Genomic DNA, 16,362 nt, shown 5'->3' with positions numbered 1-16,362 from the left:
GATGGAGAACTTCGAACTTCTCATGGGTGGGCTCGAGTCCGCCCTGACCCCGATGAACCTGCTCTACGCCGCCATCGGCGTGCTGCTGGGCACCTTCGTCGGCGTGCTGCCCGGCATCGGGCCGGCGATGGCCATCGCGCTGCTGCTGCCCGTGACGTACCGGCTCGAGCCGACCAGCGCGTTCATCATGTTCGCCGGCCTCTACTACGGCGGCATGTACGGCGGCTCCACCACCTCGATCCTGCTGAACACACCGGGGGAGTCCGCCTCGGTGATGACGGCGCTGGAGGGCAACCGGATGGCCAGAGCGGGGCGTGGCGCGCAGGCGCTGGCCACCGCCGCGGTCGGCTCGTTCGTCGCCGGCACCATCGGCACCATCCTGGTGGCCTTCTTCTCGCCGGCCCTGGCCGACGTGGCCGTCAACCTGGGTGCGCCCTCGTACTTCGCGCTGATGGTCCTGGCCCTGGTCATGACCACCACGGTCCTGGGCACCTCGGCCCTGCGCGGCTTCGCGGCGCTGTTCCTCGGCCTGACGATCGGCCTGGTCGGTCTCGACCTCAACACCGGCCAGCCGCGGCTCACCTTCGGTGTGACCCAGCTCGTCGACCGGCTCGACATTGTGGTCGTCGCGGTCGGCATCTTCGCCCTCGGTGAGGCCCTGTGGGTGGCCGCCCACCTGCGTCGGAAGCCGGCGCACGTGATCCCGGTCGGCCGTCCGTGGCTGTCGCGTGACGACTGGGGCCGCTCCTGGAAGCCGTGGCTGCGCGGCACCGCCTTCGGGTTCCCGTTCGGCGCGCTGCCGGCCGGCGGCGCCGAGATCCCGACGTTCCTCTCGTACCTGACCGAGCGGAAGCTCTCCAAGCGCGGTGACTTCGGCCGCGGGGCTATCGAGGGTGTCGCCGGGCCGGAGGCTGCCAACAACGCCTCGGCCGCCGGGATGTTCGTGCCGATGCTGGCTCTCGGCCTGCCGGTGACGGCCACGGCCGCGGTGATGCTCTCGGCGCTCCAGGGCTACGGCATCACCCCGGGCCCGCAGCTGATGACGGACCACGCCGACCTGGTGTGGACGCTGCTGGCCAGCCTCCTGATCGGCAACACCCTGCTGCTGGTGCTCAACCTGCCGCTGGCGCCTCTGTGGGCCCGGCTGCTGCGGATCCCGAGGCCGCAGCTCTATGCCGGCATCCTGTTCTTCGCCTGCCTGGGTGCGTACGCCACCAACCTGGATCCGTTCGACATCGGGCTGCTGCTCGCCTTCGGTCTGCTCGGGCTGATCATGCGCCGCTTCGGCCTGCCTGTGCTGCCGTTGATCCTGGGTGTCATCCTGGGGCCGCTGATGGAGACCAAGCTGCGTGAGGCGCTGACGATCTCGGGTGGTGACTACGGTGTGTTGCTGAGCGAGCCGCTCGCGGTGGTCGTCTACATCCTGATCGCGCTGTTCATCCTGGGCCGGCCGTTCATCGCCCGGGTCCGGGCACGGGCCGAGCAGTCGGCCGACGTCGAGGACGAGAAGGAGCTGGTGAACTGATGAGTGAGACTCCCGCAGGTGGCTGGGTGGTCGTGGCGTGGGCGCCTGATGTCTACGGCTCGGTCGCGCTGGACTGGGCGCTCGCCGACGCCGAGCGTCGCGACCGTGGCGTCGTGGTCGTCAACGCATCGCGCGGCGACGCCCTGGTCGATGACCGCTACGCCCTCGATGAGCAGCTCGGCGAGCTCGAACGCCGGCTCACCGAGTCCGGCCGGCTCCACGAGATCCGGCAGTCCATCGACCCGGACGTCGCCGGCGCTGTCCTCGACGCCGCCGAGCAGCTCGACGCCAAGCTGGTCGTGGTCGGTCTGCGGCGGCGTACGCCGGTCGGCAAGCTGCTGATGGGCAGCGTCGCGCAGCGGATCCTGCTCGGCGCATCCTGCCCGGTCCTCTCCGTCAAGCCGGGCTCCGTGCCCGACTGATCGCCGCTCCACGGCGCGAGGGTTCGGTGTCCGGGGCGTGTGCCCGTCATACTTCACGGTGATGAGCACAGCCACCGAACCCTCCGCCGAGACCGCCCAGCCACTCCTGTCGGTCGCCATGGTGACCCTCGGGTGCACCCGCAACGAGGTGGACTCCGAGGAGCTCGCCGGCCGGCTGACGGCCGGAGGCTTCCGGCTGGTCGCCGATCCGGACGAGGCCGACACCGTGGTCGTCAACACCTGCGGGTTCGTCGAGCAGGCGAAGAAGGACTCGGTCGACACGCTGCTCGAGGCCGCCGATCTCAAGGAGACGGGCAAGGCGCAGGCCGTCGTCGCGGTCGGCTGCATGGCCGAGCGCTACGGCAAGGACCTGGCTGCCGAGCTCCCCGAGGCCGACGCCGTGCTCGGGTTCGACGACTACCCCGACATCGCCGCCAAGCTGCGCTCCATCCTCAGCGGTGAGACCCACCACCCGCACACGCCTCAGGACCGGCGTCTGCTGCTCCCGATCTCCCCGGTCGAGCGCGACGCCTCGGCCATCTCGGTCCCCGGCATGGCCGCGGTCGACCAGGTGCCCGGTTTCGCGGGACGTACGCGGCTCGACGACGCCCCGTGGGCGCCGCTGAAGCTCGCCAGCGGCTGCGACCGGCGCTGCACCTTCTGCGCGATCCCGCAGTTCCGCGGCTCGTTCGTGTCGCGGCGCCCCTCCGACGTGCTCCACGAGGGCCAGTGGCTGGCCCAGCAGGGCGTCAAGGAGCTCTTCCTGGTCTCGGAGAACTCCACCTCCTACGGCAAGGACCTCGGCGACATCCGGCTCCTCGAGACGCTCCTGCCGGAGCTGGCCGCCATCGACGGCATCGAGCGCGTACGCGTCTCCTACCTGCAGCCCGCCGAGACCCGGCCCGACCTGCTGAAGGTCATCGGCACCACGCCGGGCGTGACGCCCTACTTCGACCTGAGCTTCCAGCACGCCTCCAACGCCGTCCTGCGGCGGATGAAGCGGTTCGGCGACCCGGAGAGCTTCCTGGGCCTGCTCGAGCAGATCCGTGGCTACGCGCCCGAGGCCGGGGTGCGGTCCAACGTCATCGTCGGCTTCCCCGGTGAGACCGAGGAGGACCTCGAGATCCTCACCGACTTCCTGGTCGCCGCGCGCATGGACGTCACCGGCGTCTTCGGCTACTCCGACGAGGAGGGCACCGAGGCCGCCGGCTTCGACGAGTCGCTCAAGCTGGACGCCGACGAGATCCGCGCCCGCGTCGAGCACGTCAACGAGCTCGTCGAGGAGCTCACCGCCCAGCGCGCCGAGGAGCGGATCGGGGAGCAGGTCGTCGTGCTCGTCGAGGAGATCTCCGACGGTGAAGTGCTGGGCCGGGCCGCCCACCAGGGGCCTGAGGTCGACGGGATGACCTCCCTCGAAGGAGACATCGAGGGCGTACGTCCCGGTGATCTCGTGAACGCGACCGTCATCGCCTCCGAAGGCGTTGACCTGGTCGCGTCGGTGAACGGTTAAGGTGCAGCCCGTGAACGCCCAGCCGAACGATGACACCGCCGCCGTGAAGACGAGCAACTGGAACGTACCCAACGCGCTGACCACGCTGCGGATCCTCGCGGTGCCGTTCTTCGCGTGGGCGCTGCTGGCCGACGGCGGCGACAACCCGACCCTGCGCTGGGTCTCCTTCGTCATCTTCGCGCTGGCGATGATCACCGACAAGATCGACGGCGACCTGGCCCGCAAGCACAACCTGATCACCGACTTCGGCAAGATCGCCGACCCGATCGCCGACAAGGCAGTCACCGGGATGGCCCTCATCGGCCTCTCGATCGTCGGCGACATCTGGTGGTGGGTGACCATCATCGTGCTGCTGCGCGAGTGGAGCGTCACCTTGCTGCGCCTCTCGGTGCTCAAGAAGATCGTGATCGCCGCCGACCAGCTCGGCAAGATCAAGACCACGGTGCAGGCGGTCGCCCTCGGCGGCCTGCTGCTGCCGCTCCCGCATGGTTCGGCCCACGGTGGCGCCTTCGGTGACGCCCTGGTCTGGGAGCTGCTCTTCTACGCCTTCCAGATCTGCCTCGCGGTCGCGGTCGCGCTGACGATGTGGTCGGGGGCGCAGTTCTTCCACGGCGTATGGAAGCAGCGCGCCGCCCTCCGCTCCTCGTAGTTCTCCAATTTCGGGTAGTTGTAACTCCGTTACCGGACGTTCATCCAAGATCCCCGCCGCGGGGGCGTACGCCGCGTTATGGTCGCGTGGTTTCGGTCGGTGCTGAATCGGGCAGACCGCCCATCGCCTTCTACTTCCATGCGGGGAGTCATCCATGTTCTCAGCACGTCAGGTGCTCGGTTCGGTGGTCGGCCTGACGGCCGCCGTCGCCGGCATCGGAGCGGTCGCCATCCCGACCGCGCGCGCCGCCACGACGCCCGAGGCCGTCGCCATCGCCGACATCCAAGGCACCGGCACCGCCAGCCCGCTCGTCGGACAGACCGTCACGACCAGCGGCATCGTCACCGCGGCCTACCCCTCGGGCGGCTTCTTCGGCTTCTACCTCCAGACCCCTGGCACGGGCGGGTCGCTCGACCTCGGGTCCCACGATGCCTCCGACGCGATCTTCGTCTACCAGCCCCGCTCGGCGGGCGCCGTCACCGTCAGGCCCGGCGACGCCGTGACTGTGACCGGTGAGGTCACCGAGTACGCCGGGCTGACCGAGGTCTCGGTGCCCACGGCCGCCGACATCGTCGCCGAGGGCACCGGGTCGATCGACCCGGTCGTGTCCCAGTGGCCGGCGACCGCCGCGCAGAAGGAGTCGCTGGAGGGCATGCTCTTCGCGCCCCAGGGCGACGTCACGGTGAGCAACACCTACGGGGTCGAGAACTTCGGCGAGCTCGGTCTCGCCCAGGGTGACCGCCCCTTGCTCCAGCCGACCGAGGTGGCCCGTCCCGGGTCGCCCGAGGCCGAGGCCGTCGAGGCCGACAACGCCGCTCGCGGGATCGTGCTCGACGACGGCTCCTCGACCACGCTGCGCCCGCCGACGAGCCGGACGATCCCCTACGTCTCCAACACCGCGCCCGTCGTGGTCGGCGCCTCCGTCGACTTCCGCGGCCCGGTGATCCTCTCCCAGGGCGGCTCGCCCTCGGCGCCGACCTACCGCCTCCAGCCGACCCAGGTCGCCACCGCCGACCCGGCGTCGTGGCCGGCGGACTTCGAGGACGTACGCACCGACGCTCCCGACGAGCGCAAGATCGGCCGCCACGCCGACGTGAAGATCGCCTCGTTCAACGTGCTCAACTACTTCACCACGCTCGGTGACGCCAACGACGACAACGTCGGTGACGGTGGCTGCACCGCCTTCAAGGACCGCGCCGGCGACGGCAACAACGTCAGCGGCGGCTGCGACCAGCGCGGTGCCTGGGACCCGGCCGACTTCGGCCGCCAGCAGTCGAAGATCGTCTCCGCGATCAACGCGCTCGACGCCGACGTCGTCGGGCTGATGGAGATCGAGAACTCCGCCCGCCTGGGCGAGACCCCGGACGAGGCGACCAACTCGCTGGTCGCCGCGCTCAACGCGGCCGCCGGGCGCAAGGTCTGGACGGCCAACCCGTCCTCGGCCGAGCTGCCCGACGCCTCCGGCGCCGACGTGATCACCAACGCGATCATCTACAAGCGATCGGCCGTACGCCGCATCGATGAGGCCCGCGCGCTGGGCGACCAGAGCGGCGACGACCAGGCCTTCGGCAACGCCCGTGAGCCCATCGGCCAGATCTTCAAGCCCGCCGACGGCGGCGCGCCGTTCTTCTTCGTGGTCAACCACTTCAAGTCGAAGGGCTCGCCGGGCCCGTGGCCGGGCGACGGCGACACCGGCGACGGCCAAGGTGCCTCCAACGAGTCGCGGGTCCGCCAGGCCACCGCGCTGGTCTCGTGGGTCTCCTCGATCCGTTCCCAGACCGGGGTCACCGACGTCGCGCTCGCCGGTGACTTCAACTCCTACACCCAGGAGGACCCGATGCAGGTCCTCTACGAGGCCGGCTACGCCGACTCCGAGACGCTCAGCGGCAACGAGGAGTACAGCTACTCCTTCTCGGGCCTGGCCGGATCGCTCGACCATGTGCTCCTCAACCGCCACGCCCAGCGCCGCTTCACCGGCTCCGACATCTGGGGGATCAACTCGGGTGAGTCCCTGCTGATGGAGTACAGCCGCTACAACTACACCGGTGTCGACCTGCACACCGACTCGCCGTACCGCTCCTCCGACCACGACCCCGTCGTCGTCGGGCTGGAGCGCAACGCGGGCTAGGCGCTCGCTGACTGTGTTGGTCTCGACACCGGCTCGCTGGCGCTCGCCGGGCTCGACCAGCGGACCGCTGGTCGAGCCGCCGGAGCCGCTAGGCGAAGGCGTGTCGAGACCAACACAGCCGCTAAAGTTTCCGCATGGCAGCAGTCGATGATCTCCATGCCGCTCTGCGCGACGCCGGCGCCACCGTGGCGACCGCCGAGTCCCTGACCGCCGGCCGCCTGGCCGCGCTGCTCACCGACCCTCCGGGTGCCTCGAAGACGTTTCGCGGGGGTTTCGTGACGTACGCGACGGAGCTGAAGCACACCCTCCTGGGTGTTCCCGTCTCGGTGATCGAGACCGTCGGAGTGGTCTCCGCGGAGTGCGCGGCGGCGATGGCCGCGGGTGCGCGCGAGCGCTCGGGGGCGACGTACGGACTCGCGACGACGGGCGTGGCTGGGCCCGAGGAGCAGGAGGGAAAGCCCGTCGGGACGGTCTATGTGGGCCTTTCCGGTCCGCACGGTGAAACAACGACGCTTCTCGGACTGTCGGGCTCGCGCATGGAGATCCAGCGTGATACCTGTTTGTTCGCTGTTGATGAACTACTCGGACTACTTCGGCGGGAACATCGAGGGGTCAGGTAGCGTTGGAGCAAGACGTCACCCAGATGTCGGTGACTTGTGAACTGTAGGAGGCTGACCGCAATGGTGCTCTTCCGTCGACTTCTCGGCGAGGTGCTTCGTGCCCAGCGGCTGGAGCGTGGGATGACCCTGCGCGAGGTCTCCGCGCAGGCGCGAGTCAGCCTCGGCTACATCTCCGAGGTCGAGCGTGGCCAGAAGGAAGCCTCCTCCGAGCTCCTCGCCTCGCTCTGCAGCGCCCTCGACGTCGCTCTCTCCGACGTCCTTCGCGACGTCTCCAACGCGGTCGCCGTCGAAGAGGCCACCATCCTCCGGATGCCGGTTCGCGCCGCGGCCGACGCCGCCGCTGCTTGATTCTCTCCCCAATCTGGGGGAGTTTTCGTCACCCGTGTCTCAACGCGGACCGTTCCGTCTCCTTGCCGATGTGAGCCCACCACGGGCTCGCGCATTCATGGGGAGATGGTGCGATGAGCATGGCAGTCGATAACGAGCTTCCAGACCTGACGGTGCCCTCGCCGTGTGTCGAGGGCGACGCGCATTCTCCCGACCTGCTCGAGGCCGAGCTCTTCGGGCTGGAGGAGACCCTGAACATCCTTCGCGACGAGTTCACCTCGGTCGCACCCGGCGAGCGGACCCACGTCGCCCGCCACATGCGTGACACGCGGGTCCGGATCGCCCAGATCCGGCTGCGGCTGCTGCACGGCTGCTAGGCGCTAGGCCTGGCAGTTCGCGCAGTAGTAGGCCGGGCGCTCCTTGCCCGGCGGGCCGACCTTGGCGACGGTCACGGTGCCGCCGCAGCGCCGGCACGCCCGGCGGCCGTACACCCACATCTGCCGGGATCGCGACCAGTCGGCCTGCATCAGGTCGCGGGTGCGCTGGAGGATGCGCGGGAGTCGGTCGCCGGCCTCCGCGACCGTACGCAGCGGGTTGATCCCGGCGATGAAGCAGGTCTCTGCGGCGTAGATCGTGCCGATCCCGGCCAGGTTGGTCTGGTCGCGCAGCGCGTCGAAGAGCGGCCGCTCGGGTTGCCGTGCGAGGCGTTCGATGGCCGTGTCGGGGTCCCAATCGTCGGCGAGGATGTCCGGGCCGAGGTGGGCGACCAGTCGCTCCTCCTGGTCGCGGGGGACGAGCTCGACGATGCCGAGGAGGAAGCCGACCGCCTCGGTCTTCTCGGTGCGGAGAACCACCCGCGCCTGGAAGGCGGGCTTCGGCCAGCGCCGGCCCGCCTCGAAGACGCGCCAGGAGCCGTCCATCTTCAGATGGGTGTGCAGCGTCCACTCGCCGGTGCGATGGTCGATCCGGGTCAGCAGATGCTTGCCGCAGGCCACCGTCTCGCGGACGGTGCCGCCGGACAGGTCCGCCGTTGCCAGCTGCGGCACCCGGAAGTCCGTACGCGTCAGCACCTGCCCCGCCAGCCCCTTGTCGAGCCTGCGGGCGGTCCGGAGCACCGCGTCGCCTTCGGGCACGGTCTCACCTGCCTGGTGAGGTCAGGCGCAGGCCGCGCGGGGTGGCGATGAAGCCGGCGTACTGGAGCGCCTGGCGCAGCGGGGTGTCGCCGGACCCGAGCAGCGGGGCGCCGTCGGCCTTCTCGACCGTGAGCCGTCCCAGCGCCCCGCGTCGGACGGCGTCGGCGAGCGCCTCGGCACCGGGCTCGAGGAGGTTGGGGTCATCGGACCAGGTCAGCAGGGTGCGGCCGCCGCGCTCGACGTACATCGCCAGCTCGCCGTCGACCATCACCACGATCGCGCCCGCCTTGCGACCCGGCCGGTGGCCCTCCTCCGAGGCCGGCCAGGGGAGTGCCGCGCCGTAGGGGTTGGCCGGGTCGGTCGCGGCGAGCGCTAGGGCGACCGGCTTGTCGCTGGACTCGACCCGGGAGAACGTACGCAGCCGATCGACCGAGCCCGCGGTGCCGAACTGGGCCGCGCCCAGGCCCTCGACGAAGTAGCCCCGGCGGGCGCGGCCGGACTCCTCGAACGCGCTGAGCACCTTGTAGACGGCGGCGAACCCTCCGGGGGTGCGCTCGGACTGGACCGCGCCGCGGGTGACCACACCGTGACGGTCCAGGAGTCGTTCGGCCGCTGCGTGGGCGCGCTTGGTCGGATCGGGATCGGGCGCGGGCAGGATCGTCCAGCGCCCGGCCGTCTCCGGGAGACCGGCCCGGGCGGGCATCCGCGCATTGCCCGTGTAGCGCCCGCCGCGGGCGCGCGGCGGTGGCCGCCGGGAGCGGTGCGACGGCGTGCCGGAACGGGTCAGCGCCCGCAACGGCAGCAGGGTGTCGTTGCTGACCCGCCCGGACCAGACCAGCTCCCACAGCGCCGCGCTCAGGTCGGCGTCGCTCGTGGTCTCCTCGCTGTCGGCCGCCAGGGTCCGGGCGAGCTGGTGGAAGAACCAGGCTCCGCCGGGCTCCAGGGCCTCGAGGAGCCGCTCGGCGAGCGGTCCAGGCGACGTCTCAGCGGGCGGCGGCAGGGTCAGCTCCGCGGTGTCGGCCGGGTGTAGCGAGACCCAGCCGTCCGTGCCGGGCAGGGTGCCGTGGCCGGCCCAGAGCACCTCGCCGCCGGAGGTCAGCTCGTCGAGGAACGCCGGCTCGTAGTCCACTACCCGGGCGGGAAGGATCAGGCTCTCCAGCGCGCTGGCCGGGACCGGGCAGCCGGCCAGCTGGTCGACCACGCTCAGCACGCCGTCGACCCCGCGCAGCGCGCCCTTGCTTACGGACGCCTTCTGCCACGCCGGGAGGAACCTGCCCAGTGCCGCGGGGTCGACGGGCTCGACCTCCTTGCGCAGGCGCGCCAGCGAGCGTCGGCGCAGCATCCGGAGCACGTCGGCGTCACACCACTCCAGCCCGCTCCCGCCGGGCCGGAACTCCCCGTCGAGCACCCGCCCGCGCGCCGAGAGCCGCGCCAGGGCGTGCCGTACGACCGCCTCGCCCAGCCCCAGCCGCGACGCCACGTCGGCGACCGTGAACGGACCGTGCGAGCGCGCGTACCGCGAGACCAGGTCGCCGACCGGGTCCTCGACGGGCTCGGTGAACGCCGACGGTACGCCCGGAGGGACCGCCACCCCCAGCCCGTCCCTGAGCCTGGCCACATCCTCGACCACCGCCCACCGAGCCTCCCCGGCAACCCGCACCTCGACGACCCGTCGAGCGGTGGCAAGGTCATCCAGCATCGCCGAGACGTCACCCCGGTCGGCCGAGACGTCACTCGCGCTGGCCGAGACGTCACTCGCGCTGGCCGAGACGTCAGCCGGTGACGCTTCGACCGACGTACGTGACGCTTCGGCCGACGCGCCTGACGCTTCGGCCGACGCGCCTGACGCCTCGGCCGACGTACGTGACGCCTCGGTTGGGGTGGTGCGGGAGGTGATCTCATCGAGGGTCAGCGGGCCGATGGTGCGGATGAGGTCGGTGATGCCTTCGGCGCCTCGGGCTCTCCGGCCGGGGGCGAGGCGCTGGAGCTCGGACTCGACCTCGGCGAGGACCTCGGGGTCGAGGAGCTCGCGGAGCTCGGCACGGCCGAGCAGCTCGGCGAGGAGGCCCTGGTCGAGGGTGAGGGCGGCGGCTCGGCGCTCGGCGAGGGGCGAGTCGCCCTCGTAGAGGAACTGGGCGACGTAGCCGAAGAGGAGCGACTGGGCGTAGGGCGAGGGGCTCGGGGTGGCGACGTCGACGATCGAGATCTCGCGGCGCTCGATGCGCCGCAGGAGACCGACGAGGGAGGGGAGGTCGTAGACATCGCGGAGGCACTCGCGTACGGCCTCGAGGATGATCGGGAAGCTCGGGTATTGCGAGGCGACTTCGAGCAGGGCGGCGGAGCGCTGACGCTGCTGCCACAGCGGCGACCGGCGGCCGGGGTCGCGGCGGGGGAGGAGCAGGGCTCGCGCCGCGCACTCGCGGAAGCGACTGGCGAACAGCGCCGACCCGCCGACCTCGGTGGTGACCAGGTCCTCGATCTCGTCGGGCTCGAAGGCGATGATCTCGCCGGTCGGCGCCTCGGCATCGGTGTCAGGGAGGCGGATCACGATGCCGTCGTCGCTGTCGATCGCCTGCCCGTCGACGCCGTAGCGCTCCCGGATCCGCGCGTTGATCGCCAGCGCCCACGGGGCGTGGACCGGGCGGCCGTAGGGGGAGTGGACCACCAGCCGCCAGTCGCCCAGCTCGTCGCGGAAGCGCTCGACGACGATGTTGCTGTCGGAGGGGAGGACGTTGGTGGCCTCGGCCTGCTCGTGCAGGTAGGTGACCAGGTTGGCGGCCGCGTAGGCGTCCAGGCCGTCCTCCTGGGCTCGCGCCTCCGCCTTCTTCGCGGGCAGCGCGGCGAGCTCGCGGGTGTAGGCGCCGACGGCCTCGCCGAGCTCGGCGGGCCGGCCGAGCGAGTCGCCCTTCCAAAACGGCAGGCGTCCCGGGATGCCGGGAGCCGGGGTCACCAGCACCCGGTCGTGGGTGATGTCCTCGATCCGCCAGCTCGTCGCGCCGAGGGCGAAGACGTCACCGACCCGGGACTCGTAGACCATCTCCTCGTCGAGCTCGCCGACGCGCCTTCCGGTGCCTTCGCCGACCAGATAGACCCCGAAGAGGCCGCGGTCGGGGATGGTGCCGCCGCTGGTGACGGCCAGCCTCTGCGCTCCCGGCCGTCCGGTCACGGTCCCGGCGACCCGGTCCCACACGATGCGCGGCCGCAGCTCGGCGAACTCCTCGCTCGGATAGCGCCCGGCGAGCAGGTCGAGGGTGGCGTCGTAGGCGGAGCGGGGGAGGGTGGCGTACGACGCCGTTCTCCTGACCATCGTGAACAGCTCGTCGACGTCCCAGGTGTCCAGCGCGGTGGCGGCGACGACTTGTTGGGCGAGTACGTCGAGCGGGTTGGCGGGCAGGCTCATCGACTCGATCAGGCCCTGCCGCATCCGCTGCACGCTGACCGCGGTCTGGGCCAGATCGCCGCGGTGCTTCGGGAAGAGCACGCCGCGGGACACCTCGCCGACCTGGTGACCGGCGCGCCCGACGCGCTGGAGAGCGGAGGCGACGCTGGGCGGAGACTCGATCTGGACGACGAGGTCGACCGCGCCCATGTCGATGCCGAGCTCGAGGCTGGAGGTCGCGACCACCGCCGGCAGCCGGCCGGACTTGAGGTCGTCCTCGATCAGGGCGCGCTGCTCCTTGGACACGCTGCCGTGGTGGGCCTTGGCGATCACCTGGGCCGCGCCGTGCGACTGCCCCGACTGGGCCATCACCTGGGCGGGTGGCGGACCGGACTGGAAGACCCGGTCGGAGGCGATCTCGTTGAGTCGCGCGGTCAGCCGCTCCGCGATCCGGCGGGAGTTGGCGAAGACGATGGTGGAGCGGTGGGCGGTGACGAGATCGGCGACGTGCTCCTCGACGTGGGGCCAGATCGAGGAGGCCCGCTGCGGGTCCTCGTCCTCCTCCTCGCCGTAGGCGCTCGGCGCGGTCATGTCCTCGACCGGTACGACGACGCTCAGGTCCCACCGCTTCTCCGCCGGCGGCGCGACGATCTCGACGGGCTGGGCGCCGCCGAGGTAGCGCGCGACCTCCTCCAGCGGGCGTACGGTCGCCGAGAGTCCGATCCGCTGGGCCGGCTTGTCCAGGAGCGCGTCGAGGCGCTCCAGGGTCAGTGCGAGGTGGGAGCCGCGCTTGGTCGCCGCGACCGCGTGGACCTCGTCGACGATCACCGTCTCGACGCTGCGCAGCGTCTCGCGGGCCTGGCTGGTGAGCATCAGGAAGAGCGACTCGGGCGTGGTGATCAGGATGTCCGGGGGAGCGGTGGTCAGCTTGCGCCGGTCGGCCGCGGTCGTGTCTCCGGACCGCACCCCGACCCGCACCTCGGGCGCGTCCACGCCCAGCCGCTCGGCGGTCTGCCGGATCCCGACCAGCGGGCTGCGCAGGTTGCGCTCGACGTCGACGCCGAGCGCCTTGAGCGGGGAGATGTAGAGCACCCGGCACCGCTGCTTCTTCTCCGGCACCGGCTCGCTCAGCAGCTTGTCGATCGACCACAGGAACGCGCTCAGCGTCTTGCCCGACCCGGTGGGCGCCACTACCAGCGCGTTGCGCCCCGCCCCGATGGCCTCCCAGGCGCCGGCCTGAGCCGCGGTCGGAGCCGCGAAGGCAGCCGCGAACCACGTACGGGTCGGGTCGCTGAACTGCGCCAACGCCTGGGACGTGTCGCTCATGGGAACAAACCTAGTCGCGACCACCGACACTCAGCGGCCACACTTACCCCATGCATCTCATCAACCTCTTCGGCCCACCGGCGGTCGGCAAGATGAGCGTGGGGCGGGAGATCGCGGCACGTACGCCGTACCGCCTCTTTCACAACCACGCCACGATCGAGCCGCTGCTGGAGGTCTTCGACTGGGAGATGCCGTCGTTCGGCGTGCTCAAGGCCGAGTTCCGGCGACGGGTGATCGAGGAGGCGGTGGCCTCCGAGCTCCCGGGCCTCATCTTCACCTATGTCTGGGCGCTCGAGCTCCCCGAGGACGCGCAGGCCGTCACCAGTCTGGTCGCTCCTGTGGTCGAGGCGGGAGGGAAGGTCGACTGCGTCGAGCTGTACGCCGACATGTCGACCCGTCTGAGCCGCGAGGGCACCCCTGAGCGGCTGGCCGCGAAGCCGTCCAAGCGCGACACCGAGTGGGCGAGGGCCAACGCCGTGGACTGGAACGAGCGCCATGTGCTCTCGACCGGCCCGGAGATGCCGTTCCCGCTGGACTTCCCGCACACCGTGGTCGACAACACCCGCCTGTCCGCGGCTGAGACCGCCGAGGAGATCATCACCCGCCTCGGACTGCCGACCAATCCCTGATGTGTGCCGGCTGTCCTGAAACCCACGCGCGCTCGGCGCGCAGGTGTGGTCCAATCCCGCTGTGGACCTCGCGCTTGACCTGACCGACCGCGCAGTACGATCCGCGTCGCTCTACCAGGCGCTGCGCGACGCGCTCGCCGACGGCAGGCTCAAGGCGGGCGACCGGCTGCCCGCGAGCCGGGCGCTGGCCAAGGACCTCGGCATCTCCCGGAACACGGTCGCCACGGTCTATGAGCGGCTGGTCGCGGAGGGGTTCCTGGAGTCGCACGTGGGCGCGGGGACGTACGTCGCCGAGACCACGCGGCAGCGACGAGACCACGCTCCCGGCTCACTGACCCCGCGCCCGGGCTGGCGCTGGGCGCCGCGGCCGACGAGCGCGGAGGCGGCGGTCCCGGCGTACGACCTGCGGGTGGGCATCCCCGACGCCGAGCTCTTCCCGTTCGAGACCTGGCGGCGGATCCTCGCGGCCGAGTCGCGGCTGCGCGGCCACAACCCGGGCACGTACGCCTCGCCGGCCGGGCTGCCGAGGCTGCGCGAGGCGCTGGCGCACACGGTGGCCTACCACCGTGGGGTGCGGGCAGACCCGGGGCAGATCGTGGTCACCAGCGGCACCCAGCAGGCGCTCGATCTCGTCGCCCGGGTGCTCCTGGAGCCGGGCGACGTCGTCGCCGTCGAGGACCCTGGTTACCCGTCCGCGATCGACCTCTTCGCCTCGCACGGCGCCCGGGTGGTGCCGGTCCCGGTCGACGAGGAAGGGCTGGTCGTCGAGGAGATCCCGGAGCAGGCCCGGCTCGTCTACACGACCCCGAGCCACCAGTTCCCGCTCGGCGTACGCCTCTCCCTCCCACGCCGCCGAGCCCTGCTCGCCTTCGCGAACACGCACGACGCAGGGATCGTGGAGGACGACTACGACAGCGAGTTCCGGTTCACCGAGCGGCCCCTGGAACCGCTGCACGCCATGGACGATCAGGGCCGGGTGATCTATGTCGGCACCTTCTCCAAGTCGCTGCTGCCGAGCCTGCGTACCGGCTATCTCGTCGCCCCGGGATCGCTGGTCGACAGCCTCCTGGCCGCCAAACAGCTCGGCGACGGCTTCGGCCCCGTCCAGCCCCAGGCCGCCCTGGCCCGCTTCCTGGAGGAGGGCCTTCTCGCCCGTCATGTGCGCAAGGCGTCCAGGACGTACGCCGAGCGCCGCTCGCTCCTCCTCGAGGCCCTCTCCACGTGGCCGGTCGAGGTGCTCCCGTCGGCTGCAGGACTGCACCTGTCGGCCTACGCGGAGCTCCCCGCCGACCTGCCCGAACGTGCCGCGGCCGAGGGACTGGCGCTGGACACGATCGCCGCTCATCGGCTGCTTCCTGGCCGCGACGGTCTCTTCCTAGGCTACGGAGCCGTCCGCACAGAGAGCCTCCCGCGCGGGCTCGAGCTCCTGGCCGACCTCGCGGGCTGGGCGTGAAACCCGCCGCGACCGGGCCCGACGTGACGTGGCCAGCGACCAGGCCAGACCGGCGCCGCCACAGACCAGCGGGCCGAGCAGGTGCGCACCGGTGAGACCCAGCAGGATCAGCGCCGCGACCAGCGAGCAGACGGCGGCCCACCACGACCGCCCTCCCCGCGGCAGCAGCCGCAGCGCGGCCGCCGCGCCCACCACGTAGAGCAGCGAGAACGTACCCGAAGCCATCAGCAGCGCCGCGTCCGTCGAGGAACCCGCCACCCAGGTCACCGCGAGGGTGCCGAGCGCGACGGCACAGATCGCGAGCAGCGAGCGACGGGGGATCTCGGAGGCCGGGGCGGCGAGGACCCGAGGCAGCCCGCCCTCACGGGCCAGCGACGCCCCGAGCCGCGAGCCGCCGGCGAAGTAGGCGTTGATCGCCCCGACGGTCAGCAGCACCGCGACCACGGCTGTGACCGGCCGCGCGGGCTCGCCGAAGCCGAGCACGAGCAGGTCCGCCAGGGGTGCGGCACCGGAGGTGGACTCGAGCGCCGCGACCGTCGCGAACGCGATCCCGAGGTAGAGCACCGTGACGACCACCAGCGCGATGACGGTCGCCCGGCGGATGTCGCGCGCCGGGTCGCGGTAGTCGGCCGACAGCGAGGAGAGGATCTCCCACCCCGCGAACGCCCACACCAGCATCGCCGCCGCGGTGCCGACCGAGCCCCACCCGTGCGGCGCGAACGGCGTCAGCCGCTCCAGCTCGGCGTGCGGCAGTGCCACCACGACCGCCACCGCGAGCAGCACCGCGATGGCGCCGGCGATCGCCAGCTGTACGCCCCCGGACACCTTGATCCCGAACCAGTTCATCGCGGTGACCAGCACGATGATCGCCGCCGTCGCCGCCAGCGACATGCTCTGTCCGCCGCCGAAGGCGTCCGCGACGTACGCCCCACCGAACCCCGCCGCGACCGGCGCCCCCACGCCGATCGTCAGGTAGAACGCCCAGCCCACCATCGTCGCGACGTGCTGGTTGAAGGCGAGCCGTGCGTACGTCGCCACCCCGCCGCCGTCAGGATGCCGCGCCCCCAGCGCTGCGAAGGTCGCCGCCAGCGGCACCGAGAGCACGATCAGCGCCAGCCAGGCCACGAGCGAGGCCGGTCCGGCCTCGCTCGCCGCCAGCGCGGGCAGGGAGATGACACCGGTGCCGAGCACCGCACCGAGGGTGAGGGCCGCGCCCTGGGGCACGGAGAGTCCGTCGTTGTTCACAAGCGTGACGCTAGTG

Annotated in this window: 13 protein-coding genes; 10 read left to right on the top strand and 3 right to left on the bottom strand. The window is 71.5% G+C overall.

Annotated features, from left to right (window positions below; translation table 11 throughout):
- Position 1 precedes the first annotated feature (1 nt).
- The 8 genes from ABTW65_RS06225 to ABTW65_RS06190 all read left to right on the top strand — a co-directional run bounded on the left by ABTW65_RS06225 (position 2) and on the right by ABTW65_RS06190 (position 7,558).
- Positions 2–1,525: a tripartite tricarboxylate transporter permease gene (locus ABTW65_RS06225; RefSeq protein WP_350659082.1), complete on the top strand. Its 1,524-nt coding sequence runs from the start codon at positions 2–4 to the stop codon at positions 1,523–1,525.
- Positions 1,525–1,947 (top strand): universal stress protein, encoded by a 423-nt coding sequence (locus ABTW65_RS06220; RefSeq protein ID WP_350659081.1) that lies wholly within the window; start codon positions 1,525–1,527, stop codon positions 1,945–1,947. Before ABTW65_RS06225 ends, ABTW65_RS06220 begins: the two co-directional genes overlap by 1 nt.
- A gap of 106 nt (positions 1,948–2,053) precedes the next feature.
- Positions 2,054–3,457: a 30S ribosomal protein S12 methylthiotransferase RimO gene (rimO, locus tag ABTW65_RS06215; RefSeq protein ID WP_350659273.1), complete on the top strand. Its 1,404-nt coding sequence runs from the start codon at positions 2,054–2,056 to the stop codon at positions 3,455–3,457.
- 10 nt (positions 3,458–3,467) lie between these two features.
- Positions 3,468–4,106, top strand: a complete 639-nt coding sequence (gene pgsA / locus ABTW65_RS06210) for a CDP-diacylglycerol--glycerol-3-phosphate 3-phosphatidyltransferase (protein ID WP_350659080.1) — start codon at positions 3,468–3,470, stop codon at positions 4,104–4,106.
- Between the two features lie 154 nt (positions 4,107–4,260).
- On the top strand, positions 4,261–6,234 hold the full coding sequence (locus tag ABTW65_RS06205) for an ExeM/NucH family extracellular endonuclease (RefSeq protein ID WP_350659079.1): 1,974 nt from the start codon (positions 4,261–4,263) through the stop codon (positions 6,232–6,234).
- 134 nt (positions 6,235–6,368) lie between these two features.
- Positions 6,369–6,854, top strand: a complete 486-nt coding sequence (locus ABTW65_RS06200) for a CinA family protein (protein WP_350659078.1) — start codon at positions 6,369–6,371, stop codon at positions 6,852–6,854.
- A gap of 60 nt (positions 6,855–6,914) precedes the next feature.
- On the top strand, positions 6,915–7,202 hold the full coding sequence (locus tag ABTW65_RS06195) for a helix-turn-helix domain-containing protein (protein ID WP_350659077.1): 288 nt from the start codon (positions 6,915–6,917) through the stop codon (positions 7,200–7,202).
- A 119-nt stretch (positions 7,203–7,321) separates the two neighbouring features.
- On the top strand, positions 7,322–7,558 hold the full coding sequence (locus ABTW65_RS06190; RefSeq protein ID WP_350659076.1) for a hypothetical protein: 237 nt from the start codon (positions 7,322–7,324) through the stop codon (positions 7,556–7,558).
- Positions 7,559–7,561: 3 nt separating this feature from the next.
- On the opposite strand, the gene ABTW65_RS06185 is transcribed toward ABTW65_RS06190, so the two are convergent.
- Positions 7,562–8,314, bottom strand: a complete 753-nt coding sequence (locus ABTW65_RS06185; RefSeq protein WP_350659075.1) for a DNA-formamidopyrimidine glycosylase family protein — start codon at positions 8,312–8,314, stop codon at positions 7,562–7,564.
- A gap of 4 nt (positions 8,315–8,318) precedes the next feature.
- Positions 8,319–13,019 (bottom strand): Lhr family helicase, encoded by a 4,701-nt coding sequence (locus tag ABTW65_RS06180; protein WP_350659074.1) that lies wholly within the window; start codon positions 13,017–13,019, stop codon positions 8,319–8,321.
- 50 nt (positions 13,020–13,069) lie between these two features.
- Between ABTW65_RS06180 and ABTW65_RS06175 the strand changes: the two genes are divergently transcribed.
- Both ABTW65_RS06175 and pdxR read left to right on the top strand, forming a co-directional pair.
- Complete coding sequence (locus tag ABTW65_RS06175) at positions 13,070–13,648, top strand: DEAD/DEAH box helicase family protein (RefSeq protein ID WP_350659073.1); 579 nt, start codon at positions 13,070–13,072, stop codon at positions 13,646–13,648.
- 61 nt (positions 13,649–13,709) lie between these two features.
- On the top strand, positions 13,710–15,101 hold the full coding sequence (gene pdxR, locus ABTW65_RS06170) for a MocR-like pyridoxine biosynthesis transcription factor PdxR (RefSeq protein ID WP_350659072.1): 1,392 nt from the start codon (positions 13,710–13,712) through the stop codon (positions 15,099–15,101).
- On the opposite strand, the gene ABTW65_RS06165 is transcribed toward pdxR, so the two are convergent.
- Entirely contained in the window at positions 15,024–16,346 is a 1,323-nt protein-coding gene (locus tag ABTW65_RS06165; RefSeq protein WP_350659071.1) for an APC family permease, read from the bottom strand. The genes pdxR and ABTW65_RS06165 overlap by 78 nt on opposite strands.
- Positions 16,347–16,362 lie beyond the last annotated feature (16 nt).

It is taken from the genome of Nocardioides sp. NPDC127503 (genome assembly GCF_040302165.1).
Lineage (GTDB): Bacteria > Actinomycetota > Actinomycetes > Propionibacteriales > Nocardioidaceae > Nocardioides.
This window is presented reverse-complemented; position numbering and strand designations above follow the sequence as displayed.

Coding starts and splice junctions, on each gene's coding strand:
- ABTW65_RS06225 (WP_350659082.1), top strand. CDS start 2: ATGGAGAACTTCGAACTTCTCATGGGTGGGCTCGAGTCCGCCCTGACC.
- ABTW65_RS06220 (WP_350659081.1), top strand. CDS start 1,525: ATGAGTGAGACTCCCGCAGGTGGCTGGGTGGTCGTGGCGTGGGCGCCT.
- ABTW65_RS06205 (WP_350659079.1), top strand. CDS start 4,261: ATGTTCTCAGCACGTCAGGTGCTCGGTTCGGTGGTCGGCCTGACGGCC.
- ABTW65_RS06200 (WP_350659078.1), top strand. CDS start 6,369: ATGGCAGCAGTCGATGATCTCCATGCCGCTCTGCGCGACGCCGGCGCC.
- ABTW65_RS06195 (WP_350659077.1), top strand. CDS start 6,915: ATGGTGCTCTTCCGTCGACTTCTCGGCGAGGTGCTTCGTGCCCAGCGG.
- ABTW65_RS06190 (WP_350659076.1), top strand. CDS start 7,322: ATGGCAGTCGATAACGAGCTTCCAGACCTGACGGTGCCCTCGCCGTGT.
- ABTW65_RS06180 (WP_350659074.1), bottom strand. CDS start 13,019: ATGAGCGACACGTCCCAGGCGTTGGCGCAGTTCAGCGACCCGACCCGT.
- ABTW65_RS06175 (WP_350659073.1), top strand. CDS start 13,070: ATGCATCTCATCAACCTCTTCGGCCCACCGGCGGTCGGCAAGATGAGC.